Origin of the sequence: Arcicella sp. BE140, assembly GCF_031456255.1 — a bacterium.
Lineage (GTDB): Bacteria > Bacteroidota > Bacteroidia > Cytophagales > Spirosomataceae > Arcicella > Arcicella aquatica.
In genome coordinates this window covers 463,659-478,040 of sequence record NZ_JAVDUE010000001.1, presented here as the reverse complement: position 1 = coordinate 478,040, position 14,382 = coordinate 463,659, and the positions used below count along the sequence as shown (strand labels likewise).

10 protein-coding genes are annotated in these 14,382 nt (G+C 35.5%); 5 read left to right on the top strand and 5 right to left on the bottom strand.

Annotated features, from left to right (window positions below):
• Positions 1-8 precede the first annotated feature (8 nt).
• The 3 genes from J2Y60_RS01945 to J2Y60_RS01935 are packed head-to-tail and all read right to left on the bottom strand — an operon-like array spanning position 9 to position 3,369.
• Positions 9-671 (bottom strand): ABC transporter ATP-binding protein, encoded by a 663-nt coding sequence (locus tag J2Y60_RS01945; RefSeq protein ID WP_309912276.1) that lies wholly within the window; start codon positions 669-671, stop codon positions 9-11.
• 2 nt (positions 672-673) lie between these two features.
• Complete coding sequence (locus J2Y60_RS01940; protein ID WP_309912278.1) at positions 674-2,122, bottom strand: TolC family protein; 1,449 nt, start codon at positions 2,120-2,122, stop codon at positions 674-676.
• Positions 2,122-3,369 carry an efflux RND transporter periplasmic adaptor subunit gene (locus tag J2Y60_RS01935; RefSeq protein WP_309912280.1) on the bottom strand — a complete coding sequence of 416 codons (1,248 nt, stop codon included), beginning with the start codon at positions 3,367-3,369 and terminating at the stop codon, positions 2,122-2,124. Before J2Y60_RS01935 ends, J2Y60_RS01940 begins: the two co-directional genes overlap by 1 nt.
• A gap of 389 nt (positions 3,370-3,758) precedes the next feature.
• On the opposite strand from J2Y60_RS01935, the gene J2Y60_RS01930 reads away from it, so the two are divergent.
• Together J2Y60_RS01930 and J2Y60_RS01925 are read left to right on the top strand one after the other, a co-directional pair.
• On the top strand, positions 3,759-5,612 hold the full coding sequence (locus J2Y60_RS01930) for a caspase family protein (RefSeq protein ID WP_309912282.1): 1,854 nt from the start codon (positions 3,759-3,761) through the stop codon (positions 5,610-5,612).
• On the top strand, positions 5,609-6,490 hold the full coding sequence (locus J2Y60_RS01925; RefSeq protein WP_309912284.1) for a hypothetical protein: 882 nt from the start codon (positions 5,609-5,611) through the stop codon (positions 6,488-6,490). The genes J2Y60_RS01930 and J2Y60_RS01925 overlap by 4 nt, the downstream gene beginning before the upstream one ends.
• A gap of 155 nt (positions 6,491-6,645) precedes the next feature.
• On the opposite strand, the gene J2Y60_RS01920 is transcribed toward J2Y60_RS01925, so the two are convergent.
• Positions 6,646-7,422, bottom strand: a complete 777-nt coding sequence (locus tag J2Y60_RS01920) for a LuxR C-terminal-related transcriptional regulator (RefSeq protein ID WP_309912286.1) — start codon at positions 7,420-7,422, stop codon at positions 6,646-6,648.
• A gap of 543 nt (positions 7,423-7,965) precedes the next feature.
• Between J2Y60_RS01920 and J2Y60_RS01915 the strand changes: the two genes are divergently transcribed.
• The 3 genes from J2Y60_RS01915 to J2Y60_RS01905 all read left to right on the top strand — a co-directional run bounded on the left by J2Y60_RS01915 (position 7,966) and on the right by J2Y60_RS01905 (position 12,719).
• On the top strand, positions 7,966-11,142 hold the full coding sequence (locus tag J2Y60_RS01915; protein WP_309912288.1) for a DUF4450 domain-containing protein: 3,177 nt from the start codon (positions 7,966-7,968) through the stop codon (positions 11,140-11,142).
• 142 nt (positions 11,143-11,284) lie between these two features.
• Positions 11,285-12,040 (top strand): SDR family oxidoreductase, encoded by a 756-nt coding sequence (locus J2Y60_RS01910; protein WP_309912290.1) that lies wholly within the window; start codon positions 11,285-11,287, stop codon positions 12,038-12,040.
• 97 nt (positions 12,041-12,137) lie between these two features.
• Entirely contained in the window at positions 12,138-12,719 is a 582-nt protein-coding gene (locus J2Y60_RS01905) for a TetR/AcrR family transcriptional regulator (protein WP_309912291.1), read from the top strand.
• Here J2Y60_RS01905 and J2Y60_RS01900 read toward each other — a convergent pair.
• The gene (locus J2Y60_RS01900) at positions 12,716-14,254 is read right to left on the bottom strand and encodes a glycosyltransferase family 39 protein (protein WP_309912293.1); all 1,539 of its coding nucleotides are present in this window, start codon (positions 14,252-14,254) and stop codon (positions 12,716-12,718) included. The two genes, J2Y60_RS01905 and J2Y60_RS01900, sit on opposite strands and share 4 nt — an antisense overlap.
• Positions 14,255-14,382 lie beyond the last annotated feature (128 nt).

The window sequence follows — 14,382 nt, the reverse complement described above, 5'->3', positions numbered from 1 at the left end:
AGGTTAAATTAAGATACTTGCGAGCCATCAAAAAGACGAATTAAACGGTGCGTTTTCTTGGCCATGTTTTCATCGTGCGTAACCATTACAATGGTACTGCCTGCGGCATTCAGCTGTAAAAGAATATTCAATATTTCGTTCCCCATCGCACTATCCAAATTTCCTGTTGGCTCATCTGCTAAAATGATTTCAGGGTTTCCGACAATGGCTCTGGCAATGGCAACACGCTGTTTTTGTCCTCCTGAAAGCTGATTGGGAAAGTGTTTCATCCTGTTGCTCAATCCTACTTTTTCTAAAGCCTCTTTCGCTGCATCTCTACGACTTTTGCTGGTTGAAGTACGGTATAGCAAAGGAATTTCAACATTATCTAAAATCGACAAGTCGTTGATAAGGTGAAAGCTCTGAAAGATAAACCCTATTTTCTGGTTGCGTAGAAAAGCCAAATCCTTATCCGTGAATTTTTCTACAGGTTTACTATCAATGGCAATTGTGCCTGTCGAAGGCTCATCTAATAAACCCATGATGTTCAACAACGTACTTTTGCCACAACCCGATGGCCCCATAATAGAGACAAATTCTCCTTTTTTAATGTCTATATTGATATTGTTCAATGCCAATGTTTCAATATTACTAGTCTGATAGACTTTCTCGATGTTGGTTAGTTTAATCATGATTATTTTCTAAGATTTAAAGATTCGTTTTGTTCAAAATCGTATAAAGTATAATAACGTAATGTATAATATGCTTGCCAATAGTCCCTTAGGGCAATGATATAATCTCTTTTGGCGCGATCTTTTTCTTGCAAGGCTATGCTCAAATCTGTGATGCTCAAATCTGCCAGAATGTACCTATCTTGGGCAATCTGATACCTTTTATTGGCTATTTCATCTGTTTCTGCGGTGAGTTTCACTTGCTTTTGAAGCATTTCAAAAAGCGTTACTTGTGTATAAATCTGTTGCTCAAAAGTCAGTTTATCTTGCTCTACACTTTGCTGTGTCAATTGTAAATTGGCTTTAGCTGTTTCAGTACGAGCCTTAGACCTTCCCCAATCCATAATCGGCAAAGTAAACTGTATTTCGACGAACTCACGGTCTTGAGCATTTTTATAAATATCCAAAGGTCTTGCTCCACGATTAGACAAACCAAACGCTACATTCAAAGAAGCATTCAAACCATTTTCACTTTTAGCCTTGTTCAAATCTCGTTCAGATTCCAAGATTCTACGGCGAAAGGCAATTGCATCCGAGCGACTATTCAAGGCCTCTCTGATAGCTCTTTGTGCATCAATCTCAAAGACCTTAATCTGAAAAGGAATATCAAGGTCTAATTTTGTACTTTCCCTATATCCAATGTATGATTTCAATTGTAGCATAGCTACCTCCGCTTGTTGCTTGGCAGAGGCTAAATCTTTCTGAGCATTCAGCACTGATAAACGTAATTGAAGAATATCATTCTCTGAAATCTTGCCCAACTCTAGCCTTTTCGATGCAATTTTATACAGCGTATCGTTATTACTCCTATTCTTCTCGGCAATTTGTAAATTGACCTGTGCAATCAATAAATCAAAATAGTAACTACTCACATTCAAGGATACTTTTTCTAAAGACTCCAAAAATAGCTGTTGGCTTTCTGAATATTTTAAAGGCTCTATCTGTTTATCCCATTTCATGGCATTGAACCTAAAAAGCGGTTGCGTCAATCCAAATGCTACAGGTATCCCATTATAAAGCGTTGTATTTCTCTCGAAATCATCAAAGCGTTGAAGTTGCTTTTGTACATAAATCGTTCCTCCTGTTTTAGCAATACTTTGGCTAAGCGATAGCGTTAAGGTTGAATTATTATTAGAAACCGACTGAAAAGCGACTGTTCCATCAGGTTGAAGCACTTGAATAAACGAACGCGTAAAACTTGGCAATGCACCACTTAAACTCAATTGCGGTTTAAAATCAGCTTGAAATGATTTGAATCGCCAGAAGTCAGTTTCCTTTTGCGTGGATGCTTGTTTAGCAGCAATAGATTTATCTTTGGCCATTTGCACGGCTTCATCTAAGCTTAATTGAGTTTGCTGAGCCAATGATAAATTGCTGATAAACAATAAGATGTATCGTAAAGTGTTTTTCATTATTGCTCAATTTTAATTTCGTTCAAATGCTCAAACTTGCTCAAATCTGAAATAATTACTTTTTCGCCTGCTTGAATACCACTTTTTATCTCTACAAAATCAAAGTTCGAAAGCCCAATTTCTACCTCTCTCCTCTTGGCAATTCCTTTTTCTAATACAAATACAAAGGTTTTTCTTTTACCATTAAACGCAGGGCCATTCGCTACTCGAACCGCATTACCAATGCGATTGGTAACCATAAAAACCTCCACCTTCATATTGGGACGAAGCGAAGCGTGTTTGTTGTCCTCTAAAGCAACTGAAAACTGCACGATGCCATTGGCTACCGAAGGTTTTATTTGTACCACCATGCCACGTAGTGACACTTCATTGATTTTTACAATCACAGGCATCCCTATTTTCAATTGGTCGGAATAGGTATCTGAACAAGAACCTTCTATTCTAAAACTGCCTAAATCAGCTAATTTGGCTAACATTTCACCTTCGTTGACGGCTGAACCGATTTTGTCGTTTACCCAAGTAAGCACGCCTGAACGGTCGGCAATGATATCTGCCATTGTGATTTTGTGTTGAAGTTCTTTCAAATTCTTGCTTTCTATTTCAGCATTTAGTTCAGACTCTCGCACATTTGCTCCAACAGACTTTCGGTGATAATTCAGTTCGTTTTCTAATTGTGCTTTTTCTAGTTCTGCAATCTTCAACAAATTTTCGGCTTTGGTTACGTCCTCTTGGGTTCTCCCTCCTACTTTTAGCAAGCGCTTGGTGTCTTCCAAATCTGCTCTCAAGCGATTAATAGTTAAGGATTTTATTTTATCGCTGATGTCTGCATCATAGATTTTTTTATCTAAATCCATCTTCAACTTTCCAATGCTATTTTGCTTTAAAGCCAGTTGGTCTTTTAGTTTCTCCAGCTCTATCATCGTCAGCGATTTATCTAAATCCATGATAGGCTGACCAGCTTTTAATGATGCACCAGTCGTAAAAAACACTTTTTTAATGCTTGCCTTTATCGGACTAGTAATGGTTTGTTCAAAAGCAGGGATTACTTCGCCCGATGCCGTTAAGGTATTTTCGATACTGCCCATTTCAGCAACAGCCGTTCTGATTTTTGAAGCTTCCAAAGAAGATTGAAGAGAATTTCTAAAAAAGTAGAGTATCGCAATTAACGCTGACACAAGCAACAAACCGATAAGCCACTTTTTAGATTTTCGTTGATTAATAAGGTTTTGAGAAATTTCTTTGTCCATAATACTGTTAGATTTGCCAATAGTATTCCAAAGACAATGCCAAACACTAATTGATTGATTATCAATCAATTAAACAAAATACAAAATGTAATTTATGTGCGATTTAGCACGGTTTGTGCGGGATGGAACGGGCTAGTATTACCGTATAATAAGTTTTGGGAAATTTATCGTATGATAATTTGGGAAGTATGTGAGGTTTTGGTAAGTTGTGCGGGATTGTTGGTACTGGCAGATTATGGCATTAAAGTTAATTTATTTTAATCAAGTACCTAAACAACATTAATAGTTAACCTTAATTATTTACTTTTAAGAAAAATTTTAATGTAAAGATATTTACTAGATTAGTACAATCTAACAAATTGACTATCAATGACCTAAATAAAAAAACCATGAAATATGTAATAAGTATAGGAATCAATAATGTCAAAGGTTTGACGCCTTTAAAAGCAGCAGTTTCAGGTGCAGTTGAATTTAATGATTGGGCAAAAACGCAAGGTTATGAAACTTATTTATTTGCTGACGATGATAATAAAGTAGTTTCACAGTCTGATATTTTCAATCAAATCAATACAATTATTGAAGAAAAAATTTGTGAACAACTTATAGTTTTTTTCTCAGGACATGGAATACTTAAAGGTCCTAACCAAGAAGTTTGGCTATTATCAAATGCCCAAAACAATCCTAATGAATCAATTAATTTAACAGGTTCGGTTGACAATGCAAGAACATCAGGAATTCCATATATAGTATTTGTTTCTGATGCTTGCAGAATTTTACCAACTGAAATTCAATTTACAGGAAATGGCTCAGTAATATTTCCTATTCTTGATGATACAAATGAAGATTGTGCAATTGATTTGCTTTATGCTACTAGACCGGGAAGTCCTGCAAATGAATTTAATAGCAAAAAAAGTTCTAAAAAATTTGGACTATTTACTCAGTCAATAATTGAAATTCTGAAAGGAGACTATCCAAATTTAATTTACTCTCAAAAGGCATCGGGTAGTTGGCTGACAAATTATTATGATTTATCACATTTGCAGGTTGACCAAAACTATAAAAGCTTAAATAATGCGGATTGGCATATAGACACAATCAACATTGAATATCCATTAAAATCAGTTGTTTCAAAAAAAGCAAGCGAAATAAAAATTACTCTAACTCAAAACCCTGAAATTAGAATTCAGCATCAAAATCCCAAACCGAAATTAGCAAGTTTTTCAGATGATGAAGCAAAAAAGATTCTTTTAAAAACAAATAAAGAAGTAAAAAGTGGAAAATTTTTTGAATCAGATTTGTACGAAAAAATACAAAGGGATTTAGAATTCGGTTTAAACGATTTAGGTAATAATAGTTTTAAATCTATACTTGAAGATTTGGGATCTTTTCCTAGTTCAATTGATCCTTATAATATTAAATCAAATTTAATATCTAATTCTGAAAGAATTTTTGATTCAAAAGGTAGAGAAAGTTTTGAAACTAAAACTGGCTTTACTATTGTCGGTAATGAAATTCAAGATGTAATTGTAAATGGGAATAGAAAAGAATTTTTTTTTGAAAATAACAAACAGCAAATTAGAATTTATAATGATGACCAAATAACATCTGCACTAATTATTTTAAGAAATGGAAATTCAATACCAATAGCAATTTTAAAAGGATATATTGGAACGCTTGTGTTTAATGAGAACCAATTATTGACTGTAAATTACACACCAAGTAGAAACAATGATAAATACGAAGAATTTAAACGAAATGAAAAAGAAATAAATTTTGTCAGGGCGTTTATAGCAAGTTCAGCAAACGAAGGATTTGACTATCAAAGTACTTTTAATAAGGAATTTGATGAAAATGGACGAATGAATCATAATAATGCTGGTAGTTTTTTAAGAAGAGAAAAATCACTTGACCCGTCTTTGGGCTTATATGCTGTTTATGCCTATCGCCAAGCTGGAAAAATTAAGGATGTTAAATCAGTTTATAGATATATGAGAGAAGAAAGTGATAGTATGCCATTTGATGTAGCTATGTTGGCTGATAAGATTGGAATTGAAAGAAGAAGGCTTGCTCCATTTTGTCCTATGCTTTCATTAGGTTGGGCATATCGACAAAAATTTGAGGAATTCTTACATCCCAAAATTAGAGAAGCATCTAATTATTTAGTTCCAAACCTATGGACAACTTTCGATAAAAAAGTTACAGAATCTATCATAAATCTATTCACAGAAAATATTTTACAATGAAATTAATATTTATTCATGGACGAGCCCAAGGTCGTAAAGACCCAATAGCACTTAGGAAACAGTGGATAGACACTTTCAAAGTTGGGTTAGCTAAATCAGGGCTTTCAATTCCAATTCTTGAAGAAAATATTTACTTCCCGTATTATGGTGACATATTAGATGAATTGGTTTTTTCTTTAAATCAACCAATGGAAAATATAATTAAAAAAGGTAGCGATTTAGACAACAAGGATGCCAAATTTTTCAACGATTTTCTTTTAGAACTGGCATCAAATGCAAAAATAACAGAAGAAGACATTGAGAAAAATAGCTCCCAAGAAATAGTCAAAAAAGGGCCTTTAAATTGGAATTGGATACAAGCAATTTTAAGAACCTTGGATAATACTGGTAAATTGGGAGAATTATCAATTAAACAATTTACTTATGACGTTTACTTATACTTAACCATGCCAAATATTAAAAATGCAATCAATACAGTTGTAAAAAATCAGATTAGCAATGAACCTTATGTAGTAGTTGGACACTCATTAGGGACAATAATAAGTTATAATATTTTAAGAGATTCCACTGAATTGAATGTTTGTAAATACATTACAATAGGTTCTCCACTTGGGCTAAAATCAGTAAAAAAATATTTAAAAACTCCAATTAAAATGCCTGATTGTGTAAAAAATGGATGGTTCAATGCTTTTGATGATCGAGATGTCGTAGCATTAAATCCATTAGACAAAACTTATTTTAATATTCAACCACAAATAGAAAATAAAAGTGATGTTGACAATCAAACTTCTAATAGACACGGTATTGAGGGTTATCTTAACGACAAGACAGTTTCAAAAGTTATATATGACGCATTGATAAAAGACTGCATCAAATAACTTTTGTCGAAGTTCGTATGTCCACAAACTGTATAAGCTACATACCACTAGACGTTGCGTTCTAAGAACGCTTGACACTCTGACGTAGTGAAACACTACGTCAGAGTGTCAAGCGAGAGTAGCGGCAACCCTTGCGGTTGCCGAAAACGAATAACTCATACCCACCCCTCCTGCAACGCTTTGCCTACTAACTCCACAGGCGTTTTACAATTAGCTTTTTTTAGTAGATTTTTGCGATGTGTACTTACTGTATGCAAGCTTATAAAAAGCCTATCGGCTATTTCTTTACTGCTTTTATTTTCTACAATCATTTTTAAAATTTCTCTTTCTCTTGGTGTAAACGGGGTATTAGATAACGTAAGCGTATTGGTTTCAGTAATATTATAGTATGATGGCTCTCCGTCAAGTCCTATGATAGAAAACGAAGGAACGCCGTCTTGTTTTATATGCGAAATATCGGTGTCTACGTCCAACGTACGATAATAGTTCGTTTCGTCAAAATCTATTTGCACCGCTTGGTGTAGCAGTCGTACATAGCGATTGTCTTTAGTACGCATCCTAAGGTCGTACTGCATTTTGTATTTTGATATTTTCTCAAACGGCAAATCCTTGAAAAATTCTGTAATTCGTTGTTCAAATTGCAAAAAGTAAGGTTTATCGTCGGGATGTATTATGTCTAAGAAAAAGTGAATATCCATTTCTTCGGGCATATAGCCTAGCACGTTGGTAACGCCCGGACTTACAAAATCAAAGTCTGCTTGAAAAATATTAAAGACATAATAGTAATAAATCCCCGGCTGAAAGAGATTAAGGAGTTGCTTATGTAATTCTAACTTTAATTTTAATTCGAGTGGGTATCCAGGCTCTTCTTTTACCACTGTATTCCATACTTTTTTGGCACTAAGATAAAGTTGCGAATGCTCGTTTGACATAATCGTAAATATTCTTGATCTGATAGTTATTTTGTTCTATGTGGGTCTTAATTCATGTGCGTTTGACACTACATTAAAAAAAGTCGGGTAGAGATAATTCAAGCCACAGTCTTGGGCCGATAAGGAAATTCACTTTATATCAATTATTCTTTGTTTCGTAAAGACGAAAGAAAATAGGAAGCAGTAACAGTAGAAAAATAAGAAAGTAACTGTGAATATACTGAAAAGTGTTGGAGAAAGTCAAAAATAACTCAATAAAGATAATCATTATCACAGAAAATAGGACAGCAAGGAATTGACTTTAAATGAAGCATAAACTCAAACGGTAACCGCGAGGGTTACCAATAAATACTACCTCTACTAACTCCGTGGTCTGTGGCACACAGAACACCTCTCCCACTGTGTTCTGTGTGCCACAGACCACGGAAAAAGACATGAGTGAACAAGAGGGTCAATTGCTCAAATCTTTGGAATATTGAGTAAATAAATACCGACGTTAGTTTTATAACATAAGTCCACAACTCCTCTTAATACTAGTAACTCATGAAAAAAGTACTATTCTTAGTCTTCTTCTTAGTAACCTCATTTAAAATTATTGCACAAACAAATGCAGTCGTTAAAAATCTTCATTATAAACCCTTCAACGGGAATGGTTTTGTTTGTGTAAATCCTAAACAGAAATTCAACCGAGCTTTATATGGTGGCAATTCTGCTTTTAGGGTAGAAGCTGGCGATTTTCCAGAGTTTGCTTTGTACTTACCCGGCATGGGCGGAAACTGCAAAATTGGCTTGTTAAATGGTACAAAAAGCAAATGGCTTTCGGAAGCACAAAAGATACAAACGGTGTATCAAGACGGAGCGATGCTCTATAAAATTCAAGATGAATTATTGGGTGATGCTACTTTGGAATTAAAAGTAACAGCTACTTATTCACAAGAAGCCCTATTAATAGCTTATCATATTGAAGGAAACAAACCCAAGCATACGCAACTTACTGTTTTGTTTGGAGGAATTACGGGGAAAAAGTTTTCAAGAGATGGTGATATTGGGGCAGACCCTGAGAGTAGCTTTTATTTAAAAGCAGAAAACTGTAATAACAATAAAATCAACATCGTTAAAAACTCCTTTAGCATACAATATTTACCAAAGGATTCTACCCAAGTGGTAGCAGGGCTATTTCCTGACAATTATACTTTATCTATCACAGATGCAGTCACCCAAAAATCTCCTTTAGACGTAAATTCTTATCGTAATAAAGTTTCAAATCCATGTTTGGCAGGTATTGGTGATTTAAAAAACACAGAACAATACCTCTATATTCAAAAAGGAAAGGTGGGGTTTGGCTATTCAGCGATTCCTGCATTTGTCAAACAGAATGAAATACTTCGTCAAAAAATTGTTAATACTGTCCAAATTCAAACACCAGATACGTTGCTAAATCCTATGGGACAAGCCCTAAGTTTAGCGGCGGATGCCATTTGGGATAGTCCTACTTACATGCACGGTGCCGTGGCTTGGCGTATGCGTTTGCCTGCTTGGCGTGGACCTTATATCGCTGATGTAATGGGGCAACACGACAGAGCGAAAACGCACTTTTCTGCTTATGCCAAATCACAAGTGGGTGAAGCTTTTCCATTAGCCGATTCTTCACCTGATTCTGCTATGCACTTAGCTCGCCAAGTCGAAAAAATTGGAAAAGGTATTTTTACAGAAGGATACATTTGCAGAAACCCGAATGGTGATATTCGGGCACACCATTATGATATGAATTTGGTGTATATCGACCAACTCTTAAATCATTTCAATTGGACGGGCGATACTACCTATTTACGTGAGATGTGGCCAGTTATCAAAAAACACCTCTCTTGGGAAAAACATAATTTCGACGCTGATGACGACGGGCTTTATGATGCTTATTGTTGCATTTGGGCTAGTGACGCTTTGCAATATAGTGGCGGTGGTGTTACCCACTCTACTGCTTACAATTATCGAGCATTTCGTTCAGCCACTTTATTAGCTAAATTGTTGGGTGAAAATGGGAAGCCGTATCAAGACGAAGCCGATAAGATTTATAAAGCGTTACAAGAAAAACTTTGGCTAGATGAAACAGGCTGTTTTGCTGAATACAAAGATGCTTTGGGCCTGCAATCCGTACACCCTTCTGCGGGGCTTTGGACCATCTATCATGCCATTGATGCACAAGCAGCTTCGCCCAAACAACAATATCAGATGACTGAATATGTTGAAAAAAATATTCCTCATATTCCTTTCCGCATCCCTGAACTTAAGCAAAATTTTTATCAGTTGAGTACTACCAACTGGCAACCTTACACATGGAGTATCAACAATGTAGCATTGGGCGAAAACCTCCATACTTCATTAGCTTGTTGGCAAGCGGGTAATAAAAACTTAGCCTATGAAATTTGGCGTAACACCATCATCGAAAGTCTTTATACTTCTGCTTCGCCGGGTGGATTTGAGCAACTATCAAGTTTGGATGCCATCAGAGGCGAACTGTATAGAGACTTTGGCGACGGCATAGGTATGGCTGGCAGAAGCTTAGTAGAAGGTTTGTTCGGAATTAGACCGCAGTTGTTAGAAGGAAAACTATTGATTGAACCCGGACTTCCCAATGAATGGGCTTATGCCAAGCTAAAAACGGCTGACATTGAATTTAACCTCAAGAAAAACGCTAAACTATATGAATACGACATTAAAACTTTTTGGAATAAATCGTCTGAACTAATATTAAGGATTTCAACGGAATACCAAAAAGTAAAGTCTGTTGTACTTAATGGAAAACCTGTAAAATATGCATGGACACAAAACGGTAATAATGAGCCAATCCTTGAAATAAAGGCATTAAAAGGTAAAGCATTTTTAGTGAAAGTGTTATTTGAAGAAAATAAGGCCGTGAACAATGTCTCAAAACGAGCAATACCTAAAATAGAACAGGCTACAATAAACCCTGAGGAAAGCATAAAAAGCAATGTATATCATTCGATAGATTTAAGTAGTTCATTCAATGATAAGGTAACTCGTATTTTCAAAAACAAGTACTTGTCTCCTCGCCCACAAAGTGCTACGTTGCAATTGCCCGTTCAAGGTATTGGTAATTGGTGTTACCCCTTGGTGGAAGCAATTATTGATGACTCAGGTCTTCGTCAAAAAGCAAAACAACAAAATGGATTCATTCATTATCAACAAATTCCATTTGCTACGCCCGCTGATACGAATCAGGTGAATATTGCTTTTGCTAGTAAATGGGATAATTTTCCAGATACATTGCATATACGTCCTAAACAAAAAATACAAGGTCATGCGATGCATTTATTGATGGCTGGTACTACCAATCCTATGCAAAGCCAGATGATAAACGGTAAAGTAGTTGTTCACTATGAAAGCGGAGAACAGACTTCTTTTGAATTACACAATCCGAACAATTGGTGGCCCATTGAGCAAGACTATTTTTATGATGGCAAGGCTTTTAAATATTCAAAAGCAGAACGCCCTCCTCGCCTATTATTAAAAACAGGAGAATTTATCAAAGAAAATCCAAAGTATAGCAGTATCAAAGGTTTTAGTAATATGGCGATTGATGGCGGAGCGGCCAACGTTTATCAATTCCCGATTCTTCTAAAACCGATTAAATCTATTCAAGTAATCTCTCTTTGCAATGATGTTATCATTGGTTTAATGGCTCTTACCGTTCAGGAATAAGCATTTTATAATATAAAAAAAGAGGTGGAAAAATATTTTTCATCTTTTTTTCAATTTTATTTGGAATGTTCGTTCCAAATATATTACCTTTACGGAACAAACATTCCAGATATGGATTCTGGAATTTAAAACAACAAAAAAAATGAACAAATTATCAAATAAAATCGCCATCGTTACAGGAGGTAACAGCGGAATCGGATATGCAGCAGCTCAAGAATTAGTGTCAGAAGGTGCTACAGTAATTATTACAGGCAGAAATAAAGTAACCCTTGAAACCGCCGCTACTGAGCTTAATGCAAAGGCAATCGTGGCAGACCAAGCAGATTTGAAATCGATTGATAAATTGGTTGAAGAAGTAAAAGCTACTTATGGTAAAGTTGATATTATTTTCTTGAATGCTGGTATTGCGGCTTTTGCTCCTTTAGAATCTGCCTCTGAAGAACATTATGATACCATTATGGATGTTAACGTAAAAGGTGTATTCTTTACATTACAAAAATTCTTACCCATTTTAAACGACGGTGCTTCAATTGTATTCAACACTTCTATCAATGCCCATGTTGGTATGCCAAATTCTAGTGTGTATGCTGGTAGTAAAGCGACTATCTTAGCATTCAATAGAGTATTTGCTACTGAATTAGCTCCAAGAAAAATACGTGTAAATGCTATTTCTCCTGGTCCTGTTGAAACACCACTTTACGGAAAATTAGGTTTAGGACATGAAGAAGTAGCTGGTTTTGGCGAAATATTAGGCAAGAAAATCCTATTGAATCGTTTCGGACAGTCAAGCGAAATTGGTAAAGCGGTAGTATTCTTAGCTTCTTCTGATTCTTCGTTCATTACTGGTACCGAACTTGTTGTTGATGGTGGTTTATTGGTAAATCCAGTAGCAATCTAATTTTTTTGATTATATTTGGAATGTTCATTCCGTTTAAATAGCTTTGCTTGAAATTATTCGGCAAAGCTATTCGTATTATTTTAAAACGATCAATATCATGGCAAGGACAAAGGAATTTAATGAAATAGAAATCTTAGACAAAGCAATAGATTTGTTTTGGTTTAAGGGATATAATGGCGCTTCGATGCAGGATGTGGTAGATTCTTTGGGACTAAGTCGTTCGAGCATCTATGATACTTTTGGGGATAAACATCAGTTGTATATTTCAGCCTTAGAACAATATAGAAAACAAGCGGCAGGAGGCTTGATTGATATGGTAAAACAATCTGTCAGTCCCCTACAAACCATCCAGCAGCTCTTAGAAATGCTTGCGAATGATAGCCTTAATCCAATTTGTAGCAAAGGCTGTTTTATGACAAACAGTACGATAGAGCTAGCACCCCACGACCCAGAGATTCATAAAATAGTCAAAGACAATATGCAAGACATAGAAGAGGCTTTCTATAATCTTGTAAAAAAAGGGCAAGATTTGGGTGAAATTACCAACCAAAATGATGCAAGAGCCTTAGCCAGCTTCCTGTTCAATACCATTTCAGGCATCAGAGTTGCCGCAAAGTCGGGGGCTAATAAGGCTGTTTATCAAGATATTATTGATGTTACGTTGTCAGCCCTTCGTTAATCATTCCAATCTTTCATTTCCTCTTTGATATCTTCAATCAAAAAATGATTGATTGGAACTTTGGCATCTTTTAGCAAATAGATACTCGTTCCATATTCTCGGGCAAAAGGATTTTCTAGTTTGCCCGTTAATGATACCGCTTGGAAAAGCGGTCTTTCTTTTTCACGGTTTTTATCATCATCGTCGGCAAATTGTATCAAAATGATGTTCTTAATTTCAACTTTATCCAGAGGCGGATACCAATTGATATAATCAGCATTGACAGTAACAGCTCCGATATTTGGGAATGTTGAATAATAATTGATAGCACCCGCTTGTCCATAATTATCACAAAGTACCAGAGTATGTTCTTTGTCTGCGATACCCACATAAACACTATCTACTTTTTGTGCTAGTTCTTTCCAGCTTAGCATATCTGCAAAATCTTGTGGCATCGTATGGTCTCTACCATCCTCCCATCTTAGCATCCCAAACTTTTTATAACTAGCTAATTTTCCTTGTATTTCAGTGGGTGTAACATTCGGAAATGCAATTCTGTACATCGGTATAAACAGTAACAGAATAATCAAAATTGCTACTGGACGAAGGTATATTTTCCAGCCTTCGTTCAATACATTTTCTAGGTATACTGAGCCGAAGGACAATAAAATTGGGTATAAACCAATGGCATAATAATCCTTCGCTTGTAAATAAACAAAGGTTGATAAGGTAAACACAAAGGCCCAAAAGAACACTCGATACGCTTTAAAGGGTTTATACCTAAAAAAAGAAATAAGTGCGGCTATAAGCACAAAGAGTGAAGTAGTAAAAAAGAATAGCTGTTCTTTGAGAAAACCTACTCTACTGACATTGACCAATTGATATTTTTTAAGCAAAGCCAAATGATGGAAAACAGGGTAATTGTTATTTACCTGCCAAATTAAATTAGGAAGTACGAGCAAAAACGCAATGAATACGGCAATGTATAAATGTGGATTTTTGAATACTTTCCGATGGGGACTCAATACCAAAGCAGGAATAAAACCTATCAATAAAAATACAATATTGTACTTATTCAAGAAGCCAAATGCAAAAGTAACAGCCGCAATCCACACCCATTTGTTTTGGGTGGTGATAAAATACTTTAATAAGGAAAAATACAAGAAAGTCCAACAAAGAATATCTAAAGAATTGGGCTGATAAAGGGTATTTATTCGTAGGATGACAGAAAAAGTAACAGCACAAGCCCCTAAAATCAGGGCGAAAATACCTCCTTTTAACGCTTCAATGGCTTTCCAGACTACTACCATGGTTAATACACCAAATAGAGCAGGAAAAAACTTCACCCAAAATATACCATTGCCCAATTGCAAAATGATATACGAAAACCAAGAAGTAACGGGCGGAACTGATAAATATCCCCATGCTAAATGGTGTGCTTGGTCGAGATGCAGATACTCATCTCGGTGTAAATCATAAATAGGATGGATTAAATTATATTGAAGGATAAACTTAAAAACAATGAAGCAAATGAGTATGATAGATTTCTTATTCATGGTCTTTCGGAAGCGAGGTTAGTATTTTAAAGCAATATATCAAATGTATGGCATAATCAAAATGCAAGTATCAATGTTAGTGATAGATTCTTGAATATTTTATCTATTTTTACAAAAACTGATTTTGA

Coding starts and splice junctions, on each gene's coding strand:
- J2Y60_RS01940 (WP_309912278.1), bottom strand. CDS start 2,122: ATGAAAAACACTTTACGATACATCTTATTGTTTATCAGCAATTTATCA.
- J2Y60_RS01930 (WP_309912282.1), top strand. CDS start 3,759: ATGAAATATGTAATAAGTATAGGAATCAATAATGTCAAAGGTTTGACG.
- J2Y60_RS01905 (WP_309912291.1), top strand. CDS start 12,138: ATGGCAAGGACAAAGGAATTTAATGAAATAGAAATCTTAGACAAAGCA.
- J2Y60_RS01945 (WP_309912276.1), bottom strand. CDS start 671: ATGATTAAACTAACCAACATCGAGAAAGTCTATCAGACTAGTAATATT.
- J2Y60_RS01915 (WP_309912288.1), top strand. CDS start 7,966: ATGAAAAAAGTACTATTCTTAGTCTTCTTCTTAGTAACCTCATTTAAA.
- J2Y60_RS01925 (WP_309912284.1), top strand. CDS start 5,609: ATGAAATTAATATTTATTCATGGACGAGCCCAAGGTCGTAAAGACCCA.
- J2Y60_RS01935 (WP_309912280.1), bottom strand. CDS start 3,369: ATGGACAAAGAAATTTCTCAAAACCTTATTAATCAACGAAAATCTAAA.
- J2Y60_RS01900 (WP_309912293.1), bottom strand. CDS start 14,254: ATGAATAAGAAATCTATCATACTCATTTGCTTCATTGTTTTTAAGTTT.
- J2Y60_RS01920 (WP_309912286.1), bottom strand. CDS start 7,422: ATGTCAAACGAGCATTCGCAACTTTATCTTAGTGCCAAAAAAGTATGG.
- J2Y60_RS01910 (WP_309912290.1), top strand. CDS start 11,285: ATGAACAAATTATCAAATAAAATCGCCATCGTTACAGGAGGTAACAGC.